The sequence below is a fragment of the Aeromonas sp. s1(2024) genome (assembly GCF_040908005.1).
GTDB classification, from domain to species: Bacteria; Pseudomonadota; Gammaproteobacteria; order Enterobacterales; family Aeromonadaceae; genus Aeromonas; species Aeromonas caviae.
Window position 1 is genome coordinate 16,325 of record NZ_JBFOCW010000045.1, and the last position, 19,334, is coordinate 35,658.

At 62.6% G+C, this 19,334-nt stretch carries 17 protein-coding genes; 9 read left to right on the forward strand and 8 right to left on the reverse strand.

Features of this window, described 5'->3' with window-relative positions; all coding sequences use genetic code 11:
* Positions 1-63: 63 nt before the first annotated feature.
* Positions 64-501: a VOC family protein gene (locus tag AB5Y70_RS10505; protein ID WP_041211205.1), complete on the reverse strand. Its 438-nt coding sequence runs from the start codon at positions 499-501 to the stop codon at positions 64-66.
* A 398-nt stretch (positions 502-899) separates the two neighbouring features.
* Between AB5Y70_RS10505 and putA the strand changes: the two genes are divergently transcribed.
* On the forward strand, positions 900-4,847 hold the full coding sequence (gene putA, locus AB5Y70_RS10510; RefSeq protein ID WP_319872544.1) for a trifunctional transcriptional regulator/proline dehydrogenase/L-glutamate gamma-semialdehyde dehydrogenase: 3,948 nt from the start codon (positions 900-902) through the stop codon (positions 4,845-4,847).
* Between the two features lie 150 nt (positions 4,848-4,997).
* Here the strand turns inward: putA and alr are convergent, their stop codons facing one another.
* Together alr and dnaB are read right to left on the reverse strand one after the other, a co-directional pair.
* Positions 4,998-6,071 (reverse strand): alanine racemase, encoded by a 1,074-nt coding sequence (alr, locus tag AB5Y70_RS10515; RefSeq protein WP_279988856.1) that lies wholly within the window; start codon positions 6,069-6,071, stop codon positions 4,998-5,000.
* Between the two features lie 134 nt (positions 6,072-6,205).
* Positions 6,206-7,600 carry a replicative DNA helicase gene (gene dnaB, locus AB5Y70_RS10520; protein ID WP_039040054.1) on the reverse strand — a complete coding sequence of 465 codons (1,395 nt, stop codon included), beginning with the start codon at positions 7,598-7,600 and terminating at the stop codon, positions 6,206-6,208.
* Between the two features lie 421 nt (positions 7,601-8,021).
* Between dnaB and AB5Y70_RS10525 the strand changes: the two genes are divergently transcribed.
* A complete protein-coding gene (locus AB5Y70_RS10525) occupies positions 8,022-8,876 on the forward strand; it encodes a Tim44-like domain-containing protein (RefSeq protein ID WP_279988854.1) in 855 nt (284 codons plus the stop codon).
* A gap of 193 nt (positions 8,877-9,069) precedes the next feature.
* On the opposite strand, the gene ushA is transcribed toward AB5Y70_RS10525, so the two are convergent.
* The gene (gene ushA, locus AB5Y70_RS10530) at positions 9,070-10,740 is read right to left on the reverse strand and encodes a bifunctional UDP-sugar hydrolase/5'-nucleotidase UshA (RefSeq protein ID WP_041211202.1); all 1,671 of its coding nucleotides are present in this window, start codon (positions 10,738-10,740) and stop codon (positions 9,070-9,072) included.
* Positions 10,741-10,988: 248 nt separating this feature from the next.
* Between ushA and AB5Y70_RS10535 the strand changes: the two genes are divergently transcribed.
* The 3 genes from AB5Y70_RS10535 (at position 10,989) to AB5Y70_RS10545 (ending at position 12,744) form a co-directional block, all read left to right on the forward strand.
* Positions 10,989-11,327, forward strand: a complete 339-nt coding sequence (locus AB5Y70_RS10535; protein WP_049636170.1) for a DUF2956 domain-containing protein — start codon at positions 10,989-10,991, stop codon at positions 11,325-11,327.
* Positions 11,328-11,442: 115 nt separating this feature from the next.
* Positions 11,443-11,778 (forward strand): hypothetical protein, encoded by a 336-nt coding sequence (locus tag AB5Y70_RS10540; RefSeq protein ID WP_049636171.1) that lies wholly within the window; start codon positions 11,443-11,445, stop codon positions 11,776-11,778.
* A gap of 99 nt (positions 11,779-11,877) precedes the next feature.
* Positions 11,878-12,744, forward strand: a complete 867-nt coding sequence (locus AB5Y70_RS10545) for a tetratricopeptide repeat protein (RefSeq protein WP_049636172.1) — start codon at positions 11,878-11,880, stop codon at positions 12,742-12,744.
* A 69-nt stretch (positions 12,745-12,813) separates the two neighbouring features.
* Here AB5Y70_RS10545 and AB5Y70_RS10550 read toward each other — a convergent pair whose 3' ends face one another.
* Positions 12,814-14,217: a sigma-54 dependent transcriptional regulator gene (locus AB5Y70_RS10550; protein ID WP_319872543.1), complete on the reverse strand. Its 1,404-nt coding sequence runs from the start codon at positions 14,215-14,217 to the stop codon at positions 12,814-12,816.
* 148 nt (positions 14,218-14,365) lie between these two features.
* Positions 14,366-15,175 carry an FKBP-type peptidyl-prolyl cis-trans isomerase gene (gene fkpA, locus AB5Y70_RS10555; RefSeq protein WP_029313875.1) on the reverse strand — a complete coding sequence of 270 codons (810 nt, stop codon included), beginning with the start codon at positions 15,173-15,175 and terminating at the stop codon, positions 14,366-14,368.
* Between the two features lie 119 nt (positions 15,176-15,294).
* Between fkpA and AB5Y70_RS10560 the strand changes: the two genes are divergently transcribed.
* Positions 15,295-16,263 (forward strand): hypothetical protein, encoded by a 969-nt coding sequence (locus AB5Y70_RS10560; RefSeq protein WP_279966317.1) that lies wholly within the window; start codon positions 15,295-15,297, stop codon positions 16,261-16,263.
* 14 nt (positions 16,264-16,277) lie between these two features.
* Positions 16,278-16,493 (forward strand): SlyX family protein, encoded by a 216-nt coding sequence (locus AB5Y70_RS10565; protein WP_010673249.1) that lies wholly within the window; start codon positions 16,278-16,280, stop codon positions 16,491-16,493.
* Positions 16,494-16,556: 63 nt separating this feature from the next.
* Here the strand turns inward: AB5Y70_RS10565 and AB5Y70_RS10570 are convergent, their stop codons facing one another.
* Both AB5Y70_RS10570 and AB5Y70_RS10575 read right to left on the reverse strand, forming a co-directional pair.
* On the reverse strand, positions 16,557-17,195 hold the full coding sequence (locus tag AB5Y70_RS10570) for a peptidylprolyl isomerase (RefSeq protein WP_010673248.1): 639 nt from the start codon (positions 17,193-17,195) through the stop codon (positions 16,557-16,559).
* 146 nt (positions 17,196-17,341) lie between these two features.
* Positions 17,342-17,548 carry a YheV family putative zinc ribbon protein gene (locus AB5Y70_RS10575; RefSeq protein WP_368175997.1) on the reverse strand — a complete coding sequence of 69 codons (207 nt, stop codon included), beginning with the start codon at positions 17,546-17,548 and terminating at the stop codon, positions 17,342-17,344.
* A gap of 39 nt (positions 17,549-17,587) precedes the next feature.
* On the opposite strand from AB5Y70_RS10575, the gene AB5Y70_RS10580 reads away from it, so the two are divergent.
* Together AB5Y70_RS10580 and AB5Y70_RS10585 are read left to right on the forward strand one after the other, a co-directional pair.
* On the forward strand, positions 17,588-18,274 hold the full coding sequence (locus AB5Y70_RS10580) for a hypothetical protein (RefSeq protein WP_279988850.1): 687 nt from the start codon (positions 17,588-17,590) through the stop codon (positions 18,272-18,274).
* A gap of 138 nt (positions 18,275-18,412) precedes the next feature.
* Complete coding sequence (locus AB5Y70_RS10585) at positions 18,413-19,312, forward strand: chemotaxis protein (protein ID WP_279988848.1); 900 nt, start codon at positions 18,413-18,415, stop codon at positions 19,310-19,312.
* The last annotated feature ends 22 nt before the right edge of the window (positions 19,313-19,334 follow it).

Below are 19,334 nucleotides of genomic sequence, written 5' to 3' on the forward strand. Positions count from 1 at the left end.
GACAGTGATGGGCAACAAAGATGAAAAGGGCGCCATGGCGCCCTTTTCATTGCAGATCTGCCGTCAAGTCTTGCTCTGGCAGTTGAACATCCAGTGGGTGCCGAATTTGTCCACCAGGGATCCGAAATAGTCACCCCAGAACATCTCCGCCAGCGGCATCTCCACCTTGCCTCCCTCGGCCAGGGCTGCGAACAGGCGATCGGTCTCGCCCCGGCTGTCCGGCTCCAGGTTGAGGTAGCTGTTGTTGCCCTGCACCAGGGTGAACCCCATGCTGGCCGGGGCATCCGTGCCCATCAGCACGTGTCCCCCAAGGATGGGCAGGGCCACATGCATCACCAGCTCCCCGTCTTCCTCCGACAAAGGGGGCTGGCCCGGGCAGCCCGGGGACTCCTTGAACCTGTGAATGGGGCCGCTGAAGTCACCGCCGAACACTTCGCGATAGAAGAGGAAGGCAGCCTCCGTCTCCCGGGCAAAATTGAGATAGGTACTGACACGCGCCATGGGTTTCTCCTTGTCACCGATAGCTGGCCCCTGTGGCCAGCTAACAGCATAGAAGAGCACGGGGCTCTGTCAGGTGGCGCTCCGCTCCCTTCTGCGCACGGGGGAGCCGCACTCACAACCCAGGTTCGGTCGAACACGCAAAAGTGCAACCCGATTTGCAGTGGGTTGCACCTCATATGGGCATTCATAAGATGCATTGCCAACCCATTAATAATGCTGTGAAAAGCGGACAAGCGGCGGGCTTGAAAGGAGCCTGATAGAGACCGGATTCATGGAAGAATTCAACAATGTAACCAATACATTAAAATTTCTTGCTTGAAGGTTGCACCTGGTTGCACCATCATCGGCGAAATTTAACCGTCCGGTAATATTGTTACCTTCTAGACACAGGAAGTCCCATGGCCACTACCACCCTCGGCGTCAAACTCGATGAAGCGACCCGCGACCGCCTCAAACAGGCTGCGCAGACCCTGGATCGCACTCCCCACTGGCTGATCAAGCAAGCCATCTTCACCTATCTGGAGCAACTGGATCGCGGTCTGACCCCGCCCGAGCACTCCGGGCTGGCTGCCGCCGCCGGGGAAGAGGCCGTCGAAACCCTGACCGAGCAGGGCATCCAGGTCTTCCTCGAGTTTGCCGAGAGCATTCTGCCCCAGTCCGTGCTGCGGGCCGCCATCACGGGGGGTTATCGCCGCCCCGAGACCGAAGCCGTCCCCATGCTGCTGGAGCAGGCCCGTCTGCCCAAGGAGAAGGCTGACGCGACCCAGAAGCTGGCCATGGGCATCGCCGAGAAGCTGCGCAACCAGAAGAGCGCCAGCGGCCGTCAGGGCCTGGTGCAGGGGCTGCTTCAGGAGTTCTCCCTCTCCTCCCAGGAAGGGGTGGCCCTGATGTGCCTGGCGGAGGCGCTGCTGCGCATCCCCGACAAGGCGACCCGGGATGCCCTCATCCGCGACAAGATAAGCGGCGGCAACTGGAGCCAGCATCTGGGCCAGAGCACCTCATTGTTCGTCAACGCGGCCTCCTGGGGTCTGCTCATCACCGGCAAGCTGGTGGCCACCCACAACGAGGCGGGCATGAACAGCTCCCTCAAGGGACTCATCGGCAAGGGGGGTGAGCCGCTCATCCGCAAGGGCGTCGACATGGCGATGCGCCTGATGGGTGAACAGTTCGTCACCGGCGAGACCATCGCCGAGGCGCTGGCGAACGCAGGCGGCATGGAGAGCAAGGGGTTCCGCTACTCCTACGACATGCTGGGGGAAGCGGCCCTGACCGAGGAGGACGCCAAACGCTATCTGGCCTCCTACGAGCAGGCCATCCACGCCATCGGCAAGGCCTCCCACGGTCGCGGCATCTACGAGGGGCCGGGCATCTCCATCAAACTCTCCGCCCTGCATCCGCGCTACAGCCGCGCCCAGTACGATCGCGTCATGGAGGAGCTCTACCCCACCTTGCTGGGCCTGACCCAGCTCGCCAGGCAGTATGACATCGGCATCAACATCGACGCCGAGGAGGCCGATCGCCTGGAGATCTCCCTCGATCTGCTGGAAAAACTCTGCTTCGATCCGTCCCTCGCCGACTGGAACGGCATCGGCTTCGTCATCCAGGCCTACCAGAAGCGCTGCCCCTATGTGATCGACTACGTTATCGATCTCGCCAAGCGCAGCCGTCACCGCCTGATGATCCGTCTGGTGAAGGGCGCCTACTGGGACAGCGAGATAAAACGCGCCCAGCAGGAAGGGCTGGAAGGCTACCCGGTCTACACCCGCAAGCCCTACACGGACGTCTCCTACCTCGCCTGCGCCCGCAAGCTGCTGGCGGTGCCCGAGGCCATCTATCCCCAGTTCGCCACCCACAACGCCCACTCCCTGTCTGCCATCTATCAGCTGGCGGGTCAGAACTACTACCCGGGCCAGTACGAGTTCCAGTGCCTGCACGGCATGGGTGAACCGCTCTACGAACAGGTGGTCGGCAAGGTGGCCGACGGCAAGCTGGGTCGCCCCTGCCGCATCTATGCACCGGTGGGCAGCCATGAGACCCTGCTCGCCTACCTGGTGCGCCGCCTGCTGGAGAACGGGGCCAACACCTCCTTCGTCAACCGCATCGCGGACAACAACATCTCCCTCTCGGATCTGGTGCAGGATCCGGTGCAGCAGATCGAGCAGATGGCCGCCCGTGAAGGAACCCTGGGTCTGCCCCATCCGCGCATCCCCCTGCCACGAGATCTCTACGGCGAGGCGCGCCCGAACTCCGCAGGTCTGGATCTCGCGAACGAGCACCGCCTGGGGTCACTCTCCGCCGCCCTGCTCGCCAGCACCAACACCGCCTATCAGGCCGTGCCCATGCTGGGTTGCGACACCGAGGCGCCGACCCAGTTCCAGCCCGTGCTCAACCCGGCGGATCACCGCGATGTCGTCGGTCAGGTGAGCGAAGCCACGGTAGCGCTGGTGGACAAGGCGCTCGCCTGCTCCCTCACGAGCGGCCAGATCTGGCAGTCCACCCCGCCAGCCGAGCGGGCCGCCGTGCTGGACAGGGCCGCCGATCTGATGGAATCCGAACTGCAACCCCTGATGGGCCTGCTGGTTCGCGAATCCGGCAAGACCTTCGCCAACGCCATCGCCGAGGTGCGCGAAGCGGTGGACTTCCTGCGCTACTACGCCGCCCAGGCGCGCAACCACTTCGCCAACGACACCCACAGGCCGCTCGGCCCCGTGGTCTGCATCAGCCCCTGGAACTTCCCGCTGGCCATCTTCAGCGGCCAGGTGTGCGCGGCCCTGGCCGCCGGCAATACGGTGCTGGCCAAGCCTGCCGAGCAGACCCCCCTCATCGCGGCACAAGCGGTGCGCATCCTGCTGGAAGCGGGGGTTCCCGCCGGTGCGGTGCAGCTGCTGCCGGGCCGTGGTGAGACCGTGGGTGCGGCGCTCATCGCGGACGAACGGGTGCGCGGCGTCATGTTCACCGGCTCCACCGAGGTGGCGGGCATCATCTCCCGCAACCTGGCCGGTCGCCTCGACGCCCAGGGTCGCACCATTCCCCTCATCGCCGAGACCGGCGGCCAGAACGCCATGATCGTCGACTCTTCCGCCTTGACCGAACAGGTGGTGATGGATGTCATCTCCTCGGCGTTCGACAGTGCCGGTCAGCGCTGCTCCGCCCTGCGAGTGCTGTGCGTGCAGGATGACGTGGCGGATCGGGTGATCCGGATGCTCAAGGGCGCCATGGCCGAGTACAAGGTCGGCAGCCCCGAGCACCTCTCCACCGACATCGGTCCCGTCATCGACGCCGAGGCCAAGGCCAACATCGAGCGGCACATCAAGGCCATGGGCGACAAGGGGCGCAAGGTGCACCAGATCGCCCGCACCCAGGGGGATGCCTGCAGCCGTGGCACCTTCGTGCTGCCGACCCTGATCGAGCTCGACAGCCTGGACGAGCTGGGTCGCGAGGTGTTCGGCCCTGTGCTGCACCTGGTCCGCTACCCGCGCCCCCGGCTCGGGGAGTTGCTCGAGCAGATCAACGGCAGCGGCTACGGCCTGACCCTGGGTGTTCATACCCGCATCGACGAGACCATCGCCCAGGTGGTGAACGTGGCCAAGGTGGGCAACCTCTACGTCAACCGCAACATCGTGGGCGCCGTGGTCGGGGTGCAACCCTTCGGTGGGGAAGGGCTTTCCGGCACCGGTCCCAAGGCCGGTGGCCCGCTCTACATGTATCGCCTGCTCGGCGCCCGTCCCCAGGAGGCGGTGGCCAACCAGCTGCACCAGGAGTCCGGTGCCCTGCATGCCGAGGCGAAAGCCCCCCTCGTGGCCCTGCGCGACTGGGCGAGCAAGCAGGATCCGGCCCTCGCCGCCCTGTGCGATCACTACGCCGCGCTCTCCCAGAGCGGTCGTACCCAGCTGTTGACCGGCCCCACCGGCGAGCGCAACAGCTACAGCCTGCTGCCCCGGGAACGGGTGCTCTGTCTTGCCCAGGAGAAGGCCGACCTGCTGGCCCAGCTAGCCGCCTGTCTGGCGGTCGGCAGCCAGGTGCTGCTGCCGGACGATGCCCAGACACGCGCCCTGCTCTCTTCCCTGCCGACCGAGGCGCGGGATCCCATCGCGCTGGTGGCGGACTGGGCCACGGGGGAGACGGACTTCGATGCCCTGCTGCACCACGGCGACTCGGATCAGTTGCGGGAGGTGAGCAAGCTCGCCGCCGCGCGCCAGGCAGCCCGTAACGGCGCCATCATCGGTGTGCACGGCCTGCATCGCGGCGAGACCGACATCCCGCTGGAGCGCCTGCTCATCGAGCACGCCCTCTCGGTCAACACCGCCGCCGCCGGTGGCAACGCCAGCCTGATGACCATAGGCTAAGCGCCACATAGTGACGGAGACTCAAGCCCCGCCGATGCGGGGCTTGTTCTTTCGTCTCTGGGACACGCCCATGAAAAAGGCCGCCCTTGTCGGGGCGGCCTTTTTGTTCTCCCCTCGCGGGAGAAGGGTGGGGGATGAGGGGCGACTCTCCTACACGTAATCCATAAACACCCGGGAAGTGAGCTTGGTAATGAGCTCATAGGGAATGGTGCCGATCTGGTCGGCCACCCGCTCCACCGGCAGCCCTTCCCCCCAGAGCACCGCCTCGTCACCGGCCTTGTCGGTGGCGCCGGGGCCGAGATCCACCGTGGTCATGTCCATGGAGACGCGCCCCACCAGGGGCACGATGCGGCCATTGACCAGCACAGGCGTGCCGTTGGGGGCCATGCGCGGATAACCGTCGCCATAGCCGATGGCAATCACCCCGAGCCGGGTATCGCGATCCGACACCCAGTTGGCGCCATAGCCTACCGGCTCGCCCGCCTTGTGATCGCGCACCGCGATGAGCTGGGTCTTGAGGGTCATTACCGGCTGCAGGTCGTAATCCGCCGCCACCGTATTGGGGAAAGGCGAGACGCCGTAGAGGATGACGCCGGGGCGGATCCAGTCGCAGTGGGAATCCGGCCAGGCCAGGATGCCCGCCGAGTTGGCCATGGCCCGCTCGCCCAACAGCGGCGCGGTCAGCTGGCTGAACAGGTCGATCTGCTCGCGGGTAGTGGGTTGCTCCAGCTCATCGGAGCGGCTGAAGTGGGTCATGACGTTGAACGGTTGCACCACGTTCTTGCACTTGCCGAGGCGCTCGATAAAGACCGGCATCTCCTCGGCCCGTACCCCGAGGCGGTGCATGCCGGTGTCGAGCTTGAGCCAGGCCACCACGGGGGCTGGCAGCTCGGCCTGCTCCAGCGCTTCGAGCTGCTCCCAGGTGTGCACCGCGGTCTGCAGGTTGTTGGCCGCCAGCACCGGCAGGTCGGCGGCGCTGAAGAAGCCCTCCAGCAGCACGATGGGCTTGACCACGGCGCAGGAGCGCAGCATCAGCGCCTCTTCGATGCGGGCCACCGCGTAGGCGTCTGCATCCACCAAGGTGCGGGCGACCGGCAGCAGGCCGTGGCCGTAGGCGTTGGCCTTGACCACGGCAATGATCTTGCATTGGGGGGCGTGGCGTTTCACCACGGCGAGGTTGTGGCGCAGGGCCGCTGTATTGATCTGGGCGATAGCCGCTTTCATCTGTTTTCCCTTACGAGGGCATGATAATCAGGCACCGGGTGGTGTCAGCCCTCAAATCTCATCGTCTAAGGCCGGACCGGCAGAATTGTCGAACCGGGAAAACTGTTTATGGATGCCGGGAGCAGGCTCCCGACTTAGTAGTCATCATCAAACGCCGGGCCCGCGTAGTTGTCAAAACGCGAGAACTGCCCCTGGAAGGTGAGCCGCACTCTTCCTATCGGGCCGTTACGCTGCTTGCCGATGATGATCTCGGCGATCCCCTTGTCGGGGCTGTCGTCGTGATAGACCTCGTCACGGTAGATGAACATGATCAAGTCTGCATCCTGCTCGATGGAGCCGGATTCCCGCAGATCCGAGTTGACCGGGCGCTTGTCGGCCCGCTGTTCCAGGCTTCGGTTCAGCTGGGAGAGCGCCACCACGGGGCACTGCAACTCTTTCGCCAGCGCCTTGAGGGAGCGGGAGATTTCACCGATTTCCAGCGTACGGTTGTCAGACAGCGCCGGCACCCGCATCAGTTGCAGGTAGTCCACCATGATCATGCTGATGCCGCCGTTGTCCCGCGCCACCCGGCGGGCGCGCGAGCGCACTTCGGTCGGGGTCAGGCCGGAGGAGTCGTCGATGTACATCTTCCCCTTCTCCAGCAGCAGCCCCATGGTGGAGGAGAGACGGGCCCAATCCTCGTCGTCGAGCTGGCCGGTCCGCACCTTGGTCTGGTCGATGCGCCCCACCGAAGCGAGCATACGCATGATGATCTGCTCGGAGGGCATCTCGAGGGAGAAGATCAGCACCGGCTTGTCGGCGGTGAGGGCCGCGTGCTCGCACAGGTTCATGGCAAAGGTGGTCTTGCCCATGGAGGGACGGGCGGCGACGATGACCAGATCCGAACGCTGCAGGCCGGCGGTCATCTTGTCCAGATCGTTGTAGCCGGACGACACGCCGGTCACCCCGTTGTGGGGGGTCTTGAACAGCTCTTCAATCTTGTCGACGGTCTGCTCGAGGATGAGCTTCAGGGGCTGGGGGCCCTCGTTGGCGCTGGTGCGCTGCTCGGCGATCTGGAATACCTTGCTCTCGGCCAGGTCCAGCAGATCGTTGGAGGTACGCCCCTGGGGCTCGTAGCCCGCTTCGACTATCTCGTTGGCGACCGAGATCATCTCCCGCACCACCGCACGCTCACGCACGATCTCGGCGTAGGCACTGATGTTGGCGGCACTCGGGGTGTTCTTGGCGATCTCCACCAGATAGGCGAAGCCACCGGCCTCTTCCAGTTGCTCGGAGCGCTCGAGCTCCTCCTGCAGAGTGATAAGATCGATGGGGTTGCCCGCATTGGAGAGGCGGGTCATGGCCTGGAAGATCAGGCGGTGCGGACGGCTGTAGAAATCCTTGTCGATCACCCGTTCGGCGACCCGATCCCAGGCCTCGTTGTCCAGCATCAGGCCGCCCAGTACGGACTGTTCGGCCTCAAAAGAGTGGGGAGGTACTTTCAGCTGTTGTGTCTTGGCGTCTTTTTTCGCCGTCACTTGCTCTGCCATACACATAAAAACCGCAGCGGGAAGGGGACGGGAATTTTACAAAAGAAACCCCGCCATCGCGAGTGCTAATACGTCCCGTCATCGCATCCGGCGACAAGACGGGACCCTGGCCTCGTCAGCGTCATCCACTTGTGCGCCGCAGACCTGCCTCACAGTACGAGAAAGGGCCAGACCAGGGTCTGATCTTTCGTTCTTGCTCTTTGTTTGTTGCGCAGCCTGCGCACCGAACGACTCGGCCGTCTGTGTTTCATGGGCGCCTCCCCTGTCGGACGACTCAATCTGTTCATGAATAATTCATGCCATCCGTGATAATCATACCCGCAAGCTGCAACACAAAAAGGGACTGGCAGCCTGCCATGCGCCTCGCTGAGCTTGCACAAGCAGAGCATGCCCCCACCTACATGAGAGTGAAAGAGTCAAAATGAAAAAGATGCTGACCCTGTTTGCCCTGATCCTGGCCATTGGCCTTGGGGCACCCATCGCCGAGGCCAAGAAACTTGGTGGCGGCAAATCCTTTGGCAAGAGCTACAAGACGGCTCCGGCCCAACCTGCGGCCAAGCCGGTCGACACCAAGAACCCGACCGTGGGCGCCCAGGCACCCAAGAAAGGCGGCATGATGGGCGGCCTGCTGGGTGGTCTGCTGGCCGGCGGCCTGTTCGCCTACCTGCTGGGCAGCGGTGCCTTCGAAGGTCTGCAAGGGATGGACTTCCTGCTGATCGCCCTGCTGGCACTGGGCGGTGTCTTCCTGTTCCGAGCCCTGCGCAGGAACAAGGCGGCAGCGGCCCAGCCACAGACGGCCTATGCGGGCTATCAACCGCCCCAGAGCGCGGCCCCCCAGCAGTTCGAGCAAAGCCACAGCACCCCGCAGGCCACCGGTTTTGCCGACAGCGACGTGCCCTTCCGTCTGCCCCCGGGCTTTGACATGAACGGCTTCCTGGCCGGTGCCCGCGATCACTACCGCACCCTGCAAGAGGCCTGGAACAAGAACGACCTGGAGAAGATCCGCGAGTACGTGAGCACCGAGCTGTTCGAGCACCTCAAGGCCGAACGCGCCGAGCTCTCCGGTGAGCAGCACACCGAGGTGATGTACGTGGACACCCAGCTGGTCCGTGCCGACTACGGCAGCGACTGGGCCCAGGTGAGCGTACGCTTCAGCGGCCGCTACATGGACCGTCAGGAGCAGGTCGAGGAGGATATCAAGGAGGTGTGGCACCTCGAGCGTGATCTCGCCAAGGACAATGCCCCCTGGCATATCGTCGGCATCGAGCAGCTCTAAGGTTCAACCGACCCATTTCATCAAGGCGACCTCAGGGTCGCCTTTTTATTGCCCTCAGATCGTGTCATGCCCTATTTCGAGGCAGCTCCCCGTGGCCGGATATATTTCCCGAGAGACACTGCTGATGACATTGAAAATAAAAAGAGAGGCAGCCATGGCTGCCTCTCTTTTTTATTGGCTCGGGGTGCAGAGATTATTTGCAACCCTCTACCGAGGTGGAGTTGATATAGCTGACCTCGCCGGCCGGCTGATAATCGGCGACCTGAATGGTCTTCTTCGCCGCGATATAATCCTTCAGCACACCGGCATCCACCAGACCGGCATTGATGGTGTCGATCTTCGGATAACCGTCACCACCGGCCGCGCTGAAGCTCGGGATGGAGAAGCTGTAGGTTGCTGCCGGATCGAAGGCCTTCCCGCCGATGGTGGCGATGTCCACGCTCTTAGCCTGGCAATCCACCGTCATCTTGATGCCGCCGAACTGGGCATAGCCACCGGTATTAGCGGTCTTGGTCGCAACCTGACCCAGGTAGGTCAGCAGCTCGTTGCCGCTCATGGTCGCCTTGTTGACGGTGTTGCCGAACGGATGCACGGTCAGCACGTCACGGTAGCTGATGTCCCCTGCCGCGATGGAGGCACGCACCCCGCCGGAGTTGACGATGCCAAAGTCGGTGCTCAGCTTCTCGGCGGTCGCGGTGGTGATGAGACGACCCAGGTTGGTCTGCTTGTTGCGCACGTTGGCGCGCTCACCGTCCAGTACGCCATCGGTGGCACCGATGACCACACCCAGCTCCTGCTGTCCCTTCTCCTGATAGGTGAGCAGGGTGTTGTAGAGCTCGGGATCCTTGACGATCTCTTCCTGAATGAAATCACCGTCCGCATTCTTCAGGTTGACCGGGATCAGATCGTACTGGGTCAGGGTCAGCTTGCCATTCTGATAGTCAAACTGGGCACGACCCACATACTTGCCCCACTCGTGAGCCTGCATGATCCAGGTGCCGTTCTGCTGATCCGGCTGGCAGTCGTCCCCCGGCTTGAAGTCGGCGTACTTGTCCGGGGTGCCCGGCTCCATGCAGACCGGGTTCTGGGAGTGACCACCGATGATGGCGTCCAGGGTGCCTGCCGGCAGCGCACGGGCCATCTCCACATCACCCGGTGCGTTGCTGCCGTGCTGACCATTCTCGTAATGGCCCATGTGGGTGATGGCAAGAACCAGGTTCGCCTCTTTGTTGTCGCGGATCTGCTTGCCGAGATTGGCGGCTTCCGTGGTCGGATCGCGGAACTCGAGGGTCTGGACGTTGTTGGGATCCACCAGCTGGGCGGTGTCCTCTGTGGTCAGACCCAGCACGGCGACCTTGAGGCCGCTCTCCAGCTTGAACACCTTGTAGGGATCGAAGTAGCGCTTGCCGCTCGTCTTGTCATAGATGTTGGCGGAGATCATCGGGAACTGGGCCCACTGACGCTGTTTCTCGAGGATGGTCAGGGGGTTGTCGAACTCGTGGTTGCCCACCGCCATGGCATCGTAACGGATGCTGTTCATGGCCATGAAGTCCGGCTCTGCATCCTGCAGATCCGACTCTGGCACCCCGGTGTTGACGTCACCGCCGGAGAGCACCAGCACTTCGCTGCCCGCCGCTTTCGCCTCGGCACGCAGCCGCTCGACCAGGGTCTTCTGGGCCGCCATGCCATATTCGCCCTTGTCGTTGTGCCAGAAACGACCGTGGGTATCATTGGTATGCAAAATGGTCAGCTTGCAGACATTCTCGGTGCAGGGGGCGACGCTGTCGTTGCTTGAGGTATTGCAGCCGCTCAATGCGGCAAGCACTGCCAGTGCGATACTTCCTTTGACAAATTTATAATTCATTTCCATATCACCTTGTTATTTTGTTATTGGACGACCCTATCCAGGATCGGGAGGTAATATAACAAACAACATGTGACGGTTTTTCATCGGCGACTCACAAATTCCGCCAAATGTGATCATCCACGCAACCTGTTTCCCCTATTTGGAACAGAGGCACCCCACTCGCAGAGCAATTTCCCCCATGATGGCAGCCCGCCGGTAACGGTTATGGCATACTGCCCGCCAATCAATGCCAAGGAGTGCCTGGAATGGCCAAGTACGACAAAATTTCCCCCGAAACCCAGCAGGAGGCGATGAAGATCGCCCGTGCCAACCAGAAGCCGGGGCAGACCAAGGAGCAAACCCAGCTCATCGCCCAGGGGATCCAGAAGGGCATAGACGAATACAAGAAACAGATGAAGGCGAAGGCCCGCGAGGCCAGCCGCCAGAAGAAACTGCAAGCCAAAGCCAGGCACTCTTCCCAAGAGACGCCGGAAGAGGAGAGCGAAGCCGAGGTCATCGAGCTCACCCGCCAGCACCCGCTGCCCTGGATCCTGCTGATGCTGAGCTGGCTGGTATTTGCCGTGCTCTGGTTCTGGTTCCGCTGATCCTGCCCAGGCAAACCTTTGCCCTGCGATCCGCTTCACAGCCCGGGTGCGGGGGACTGGTCATTCCCCACCCGGACTGCCTACACTCTGCCCCCCTTGTCAGGAGACACTCATCATGAACCCGGCCCCGCTCTATCTGCTGGCTCCCCTCGCCCTCTTCCTCGTGACCCTGGTGCTCTATCGCATCTCGCCACTGCGGGCGGTTGCCGCCAGCCATGCCCGCTGGTTTATCCTGCCCGCCTTCACTCTCTTTATCCTGCTCATCGTCATCAATGGCGCTGCGGATCCCGCCCTGCGAAGCCCTGCTTTCCACTGGCTGATGCCGGGGTTCGGCTTTGCCCTGAGCCTGTTCCCTGCCCTGCCCAAGGCACTGGTACCGCGCCTGGCTATCAAGGAGGGAGCCTTTGCTGCCCTGGGTCTGATGCTGATGAGCCTTGCCATGGTCTACTGATCGGCAAACGCTGGCGTCACGATGGCGCCAGCCCCCCCTTCTTGTACAAAGAATGGCCTTCAGGCATCTTGGTGGGCGGATAACCGGCATGGAGGCCAGATGAACAATCCGCCCGATTTCATGGCGCTGTGGGATTATCAGGATCCCGCCGCCAGCGCCCAGCGTTTTCAAGCACTGCTGCCCGAGGCGCGTGCCGCCAACCTGCAATGGGAGCTGGAGCTCCTCACCCAGATAGCCCGCACCCATTCGCTGCAACGCCAGTTTGCACAGGCGCACCAGCTGCTCGACGAGATAGAACCCCGCCTCACCGAGGCGACTCCACGGGCCCGCCTGCGCGCCTTGCTGGAGCGTGGCCGCACCTTCAACTCCGCCGGTGACAAGGCCAGCGCCAGAGCCCTGTTTGAAAAGGCCTGGCAACTGGGAGAGCAGTACGAAGAGCACTATCTGGCCATCGATGCGGCCCACATGGTGGCCATCGCCGCCCCCCTGGAGGAGCAGAGCCACTGGCACCAGCTGGCGATGACCCTGGCCGAGCGCAGTCACGACCAGCGGGCGCGAAGCTGGCTCGCCACCCTCTACAACAATCAGGGCTGGACCCTGTTCGAGCTGGGTCGCCTCGACGAGGCCATCGCCTGTCAACAAAAGTGCCTGGCCTGGCACGAGCAGCACAACAACCAGGGCAAAGCCTTTATCGCCCGCTGGAGTCTGGCGCGCCTGAGCCGGGCCCAGGAGCGCCATGAACAGGCCATGGCCGAACTGGCGCAGTTGCGCGACGACATGACCGCCGCAGGCGCCCCCGAGGATGGCTATGTGTTCGAGGAGCTGGGGGAGAATGCACTCGTGCTCAATGATCCCGCGGCGACCGAGTACTTTGCCCGCGCCTGGTTTCTGCTGTCACAGGATGGCTGGTTCACCGCCAACGAGGCAGAACGACTGGCCAGGCTCAAGCTGCTCGCCAAACTCTGATAAGCGTGCGGGGCGACCAATTGGCCGCCCCGCACATCAGCATGTCTGCCCGGGAGCAGAGGTGACGGCTCAGGCCGGACTCGCCTCTTCCCAGCCCTGCTTCTTGCGATAAATCGTGGAAGGGCTTATTTCCAGCAGGGCCGCCGCCTTGGGGATGTTGCCGTCACAACTGGCGATGGCCTGCTCGATGGCCTCCTTCTCCACCTGCCAGAGCGGACGGACCTGCCTGCGAACGACGACGGATTCTGACTGGGGATCCGCGATCCCGACCACAGGCTCCGGGGCCAGGGTTCGCCCCCCGTTGAGGGGAGGTGGCAGGATATCCGGGCTCACCAGCTCGCCATCGTTGAGCACCACTATGTTGCGCACCACGTTTTGCAGCTCGCGCACGTTGCCGGGCCAGGGGTAGTCGAGCAGCACCTGCACTGCGTCCGCATCAAAGTCCCTGAACCGCTTGTTCTCCTCACCGGCATAACGCAGCAGCAACTCCCGGGCCAGCAGCAGGATGTCCTCTCCCCGCGCCCTCAGGGGGGGCAGCGCCAGCGGGATCACGTGCAGGCGGTAGTAAAGATCTTCACGAAACCGTCCGGCCTTGACCTCCACCAGGGGATCCCGGTTGGTGGCGCAGACAAAGCGCACATCCACCGTCTCCAGCTTGCCGCTGCCGACCCGCTGCAAGGTGCCGGTCTGGATGAAACGCAGCAGCTTGCTCTGCAGGTCGAGATCCATCTCGCAGATCTCGTCGAGGAAGAGGGTACCGCCGTCCGCCAGACTGGCCGCCCCCTTGCGATCCCCTTGGGCACCGGTAAACGACCCCTTCACGTGGCCGAAGATCTCGCTCTCCATCAGGTCATGGGGAATGGCGGCGCAGTTGAGGGCGATGAAGGGCTGATCCCGACGCGGGCTGCACTGGTGGATGGCCTCGGCGCACACCTCCTTGCCGGTGCCGCTCTCGCCAGTGATGAAGACGGTGGCCTTGCTCGGCGCCGCGCTCTCGATGATGCGATAGACCGCCTGCATCGCCATGGAGGCGCCGATGAAACCGGCAAAGGAGCTGCGCTCGAAGTTTTCCCGATACTGGGCCACCAGCGAGCTGAGTTGCTGGTGCTTCAGGGCATTGCGCGCCGTGGCGCACAGGCGCTTGCCATCGAACGGCTTGGTGAGAAAATCGAAGGCCCCGAACCGCATCGCCTCCACCGCCACATCCACCGAGCCGTGAGCGGTGATCACCACCACGGAGCAGGGCAGTTGCCGCTCCGTGATCTGCTGCAAGATGTCCATGCCGGACATGTCGGGCAACTCCAGGTCGAGCAGCACCACAGGGGGCGGGCTTGCCAGCAATTGTGCCAAAGCCTGCTGGCCACAATCTGCCAGCTGCACCTCGTAGCCATCCTGGGCCAGATACTGCTCATAGACGACCGCCAGACTGCGGGTATCTTCCACCAACAGGACACGGGGTTTGCTTTCAGCCACGAGATCCATCCTTGCGCTTGATTTTGTTGTCTATTCTGGGGGCTAGCCGCCACACACTCAAGACGGCCTCATCGCTTTATCCGGGGGATTGCGACAATACACAAGCAAAAACGGCTCCCTGGGGAGCCGTTTTTATGGTGCTTTGAGCTTATTTCTTGGCGTTGTCGCCATCGGCAGCCGGTTTTTCGATGGCCAGCAGCTCTACGTCAAATACCAGCACGGCGTTGGCCGGGATGGAACCTGCACCGTGCTCGCCATAGGCCAGCTTGGACGGCAGGAAGAACTTGAACTTGGAGCCGACCGGCATCAGTTGCACCCCTTCGGTCCAGCCCGGGATCACCTGGTTGAGCGGGAAGGTAGCCGGCTCGCCGCGATCGACGGAGCTGTCAAACTTGGTGCCGTCGGTCAGGGTACCGGTGTAGTGCACCTTGACGATGTCGGTGGCCTTCGGCTTGGCGCCGTCACCCATCTTCTCGACCTGATATTGCAGGCCGGACTCGGTGCTCTTCACGCCCTCTTTCTTGGCGTTGGCAGCCAGGAACTCTTCACCCTTCTTCAGGTTTTCCACGGCATCCTTGTCGGCCTTCGCCTTGGTCAGCTCGTTGATCTTGGCGTCGTATTCCTGCAGAACCTTCTGGATCTCCTCGTCGGTCATCTTGGCTTCTTTGCCCAGACCGTCGGTGACACCCTTCAGGATCACGGTGTTGTCCAGCTTGATGCCGAGCTCCTGCTGGCGCTCCAGGGTATTGGCGATATAACGACCCATGGAGAGGCCGATCGCATAGCCGGATTGCTCTTCAAAGCTCTTGGCCTCAGCCTTGGGGGCCTCTGCCGGCTTGCTGGCTTCTGCCTTGACCTCTGCGGTGTTGGTCGCAGCAGGTTTCTCATCTTTTTGGCAAGCAGTCAGACCGACGGCAACCGCCGCAGCCAACAGGGACACCTTCAGAAAATTGTTCATCAGTTTCTCCAAAACTCTAAATACCGCTCTCGGTTCCTTCGTGAAATGAGAGGTTTATCGTGATAAGCGCCTTATACTAACGCCGTGATCGCAGGTAACGAAAGCATGAGACAGGAAAAATGATCAAAAGTGCCATTTATCTCATCGGTATTTGCCTGATGCTGACGGGGTGCGAACAGAGCTCACTTCCCGGCCAGCAGATCCGCCTCGCCAACCAGGGTCTGCTGAGTGCGGATCTCGCCAGTTCCGGCAAGCTAGCGCTTGTCTCCAGCCTGGGTCAGGGCACTGTGGTGTGGGATCTGGAACAGGGCAAGGAGCGCTGGCGCTGGCGCCAGAGCGATGACCAGGAGGAGTTCGTCACCCTGACCCGCTTCTCCCCCGATGACAGCCATGCCATCACCGCCACCCAGCACACCTTCGCCATCTGGCGCTTGCAGGATGGCCGCTCCCAGGGCTACTACTCCCTGCCAGAATCCCGCCTGCGCGATGCGGCGATCTCGGCGGATGGCCGCCAGGTGCTCATCGGCCGTGAAGACGGCAAGGCGGAAGTGGTCGACACCCAGACCGGACGCCGGCTGCAATTTCTTGGCCACACCGAACAGGTCAACACGGTGGATCTCTCCCCCAATGGTCGCTATGCCCTCACCGGCGGCAACGATTACAGCGCCTATCTGTGGGATACCCGCACGGGCCAGGTGGTGTGGCGCTTCAACCACGCCGGGCGAGTCGTGATGGCGAGACTGGATCCGTCCGGACGTTTCGCCTTCACCGCAGACAGTCGCCAGGCCAGCATCTGGGATCTCAAAACCGGCAAGGAGCACAGCCGGTTGCAATATGATCACCGCTTCGAGGTCTACACCAGCGCCCGCTTCGCCAACGGCGGCAACTGGCTCATCACCGGCGCCCCCTCCCGCCAGCTCACTCTGTGGCAGGTGAGTGACGGCCAGCCGTTGCAGAGCTGGCGCGTCTCGCCCCATCCCAAGGTGAAACCACCGAGCGCTGTGGTCTATGGCGTGGCTTTGCGCGACAATGACCACCTCGTCAGTGCCAGCTCCAGTGGCCTGGCTGAAATCTGGACTATCAAGTAAGGACCAAAAGGCCCATGAGTCAGCAACTAAACGAACGCCTCGAAACCCTGGAAAGCCGCCTCGCCTTTGCCGAATACACGGTGGAGCAGCTCAACGACGAGGTCACCACCCAGGGTCGCGAGCTGGACCGGCTCAAACACCAGATCCATCTGCTGGTGGATAAATTGCAGAGCGTACAGCCGAGCCAGATCGCCAGCATGGCCGAAGAGACGCCGCCACCGCACTACTGATGAGTGCCCGCCATAAAAAAACCCGCGCCATGCGCGGGTTTTTTATCATCGGCCAGGCCGTGATCAATGCTGATGGCCCTTGCCACCACAACCACCACCACCGCAGCAACCACCGTGACCGTGATCGTCGCCGTGATCGTGTGCATGGTTGTGACCATGGCCGCCACAGCAGCCACCGTGGTCATGATCGTGATCATGGCCGTGATCATGGTCATGACCATGATCGTGACCGCAGCCACCAGCGCCGTGCACATGGCCATGGGCCAGCTCTTCGGCGGTCGCGGCACGCACGTCCTTGATCTCGACCTTGAAGCCCAGGGTCACGCCAGCCAGGGGATGGTTGCCGTCCACCTTGATGAACTCCTCGGACACCTCGATGACGGTCACCGGGCGGTGACCATCGTCGGTCTCGGCCACAAAAGTATCCCCTTCAGACACTTCCATACCGTCGAACAGCTCGCCGGGCACTTCCTGCACCAGATTCTCGTCGTACTCGCCATAGGCCTGGTTCGGCGTCAGGGTGACGTCGAACGCCTCGCCCACGCTGCGACCTTCCAGCTCGGCTTCGAGGCCGGAGACCAGGTAACGGGTACCGTGCAGATACACCAGCGGCTCTTTACCGACAGTGGTGTCGATGACTTCACCGTGTTCGTCGGTGACCGTGTATTCCAGCGTAACCACGCTCAGGGGAGCTACTTTCATGTCAGGGATCCTGCGGATAGAAAAAAACGGGCTCAGAATACCTCAAAAAGGCAGACAAGCATATGGTCGGCCCGGCTTCAGTATGATGAAACAGTCATCAACAGCGACCCGCCTGACCGGCGTACCATCACCTTGAGGCATGGCACTCACTCGGGACGAAACACCCCTATCACCTGCTCCGCCTCGCGCGTCGCCTTGTCCACCTGCTCCTGGGTCTGCACCTGGGTATCCCCGCACTCGACACAAGTCACCTTCTCGACTCCATGCTCCATATACAGCATCATGGTGTCCATCTTTCCGCACGCCGGGCAAACCGCCCCGGCAATGAAGCGATTTTTACGTCTGGTTTCCATTTTTGTTACCTCCAGGCAGCATCATATCAGGGTTTTTACATGCATCACGCCATCGAATATCAGCATTTTTCCACTTACACCCTTCAGGTCGGCCCCCGCAAGCGCTCCCCCATGGGCCAATTGCTGCGCGTCACCCAGGGGGCGGCGCTGCTGAAATTGGGTGCCTATGAGCTGCTGCTGACACCTGGCAGCCACTTCTGGCTCTGTGCCGATGCCCTCGCCGCCTTCACCCCTCTGGCTGACTGCCAGCATGATCTGCTGGCCTGCTCCGTGCGGGTGCCCCAGCCCGCCCAGGCTGGCTGGTTGCAGGCAAGCCCGTTGATGGACGCACTGCTGGACAGCCTGGCGGCCTGGTCACGCCCCCGCGACTGGCAAGGCCCCTATGGGCAGCGGCTGCAAGTGGTGGGGGATGAGTTGCATGGCTGCACCATCTCGTCACTGGGGGATCAGGCACTGCAAGATGCCTGGCAAGCCCTGGCCAGAGCGCAGCCGGATAGCGTGGCAGCCTGGCAGACCCTGCTGGGCACTCGCGGTCTCGAGGGCCCGGACGCCCGGGCACTGCAGGATCAGTGGCAACTGTTGCAGGGGATTCGCCTGCTGCGAAGCGGCAGTACGCCGTCACAGGTGGTGAGCAGGCTGGGTTATCGGGATGAAAGCGCGCTGGCCGAGGCTCATCTGCAATGGCTCGGGGCGCCCCTCTCCCCTCAGCCGTCCGCGACCCGATAAGAGAGGCATAAAAGGATGGCAAAAGAAATCCAGTTTTGCGGCTCACCGCCGCTAACAACAAAGGAGTCATTCATGTCACCATCTTTTATGCTGAACACCCGATTGACCGTCACCGACTAGATCAACAGGACATCCGCCATGACGAGCAAGGCCAACCAATCCCAAGGCATGTTGCTGTTCCACCTCTCTGCCAGACAATCTTTCGCCATCGGTACCCTCAAGGTGAAGGAGATCGTGCCCTACACCCAGCTCACCGCCCTGCCACAATCCCATCCCACCGTGCTCGGGGCCGCCAGCATGCGCGGCACCACCATCCCGGTGATCGACATGGCAATGGCCGTGGGCTACCGCCCCATCAGCCGGGAGGAGATGCCCCACTGCTTCATCATCATCACCGATTGCCGCCGCACCCTGGTGGGCTTTCTGGTGCGGGGCATCGACAAGATCACCGAGTGCAACTGGCGTGACATCGAGCCGCCCCCTCCCTCCTTGGGACAGAACGTCTTCGTCACCGGCGTGACCCGGGTGGGAGAACAGTTGATCCAGTTGCTGGATGTGGAACTCATCCTGTCGCGGGTCTATCCGGACGATCCCAGCCATCTCTACCCCGTGCTGACCGACGTGCAGCGCGAGCGGCTCAAGCCGATGCGGATCCTGCTGGTGGACGACTCCTCCGTTGCCCGTCGCCAGCTCATGGCGGCGCTCGATTACATCAATATCCCCTACGAGGTCTGCACCAACGGACGCGACGCCCTCACCCTGATGCAGACCCGGGTCTCCCAGGGCAAGCGGATCGACATCCTGGTGAGCGATATCGAGATGCCGGGGCTGGATGGTTACGAGCTGGCCTTCGAGGTGCAGAGCGATGCCAAGCTGGCGGGAGCCTACATCATCCTGCACACCTCCCTCTCCAGCGAGATCAGCGTGGAGCGGGCCCATCAGGTCGGCGCCCACGAGGCGCTCACCAAGTTTGAAGCCAACGAACTGATCCAGGCCATGCTGCGCGGCGCCGAGCACCACGATCGTCTGCTGGCCTGATGTCGCGGCGAGCCAAGGGCTC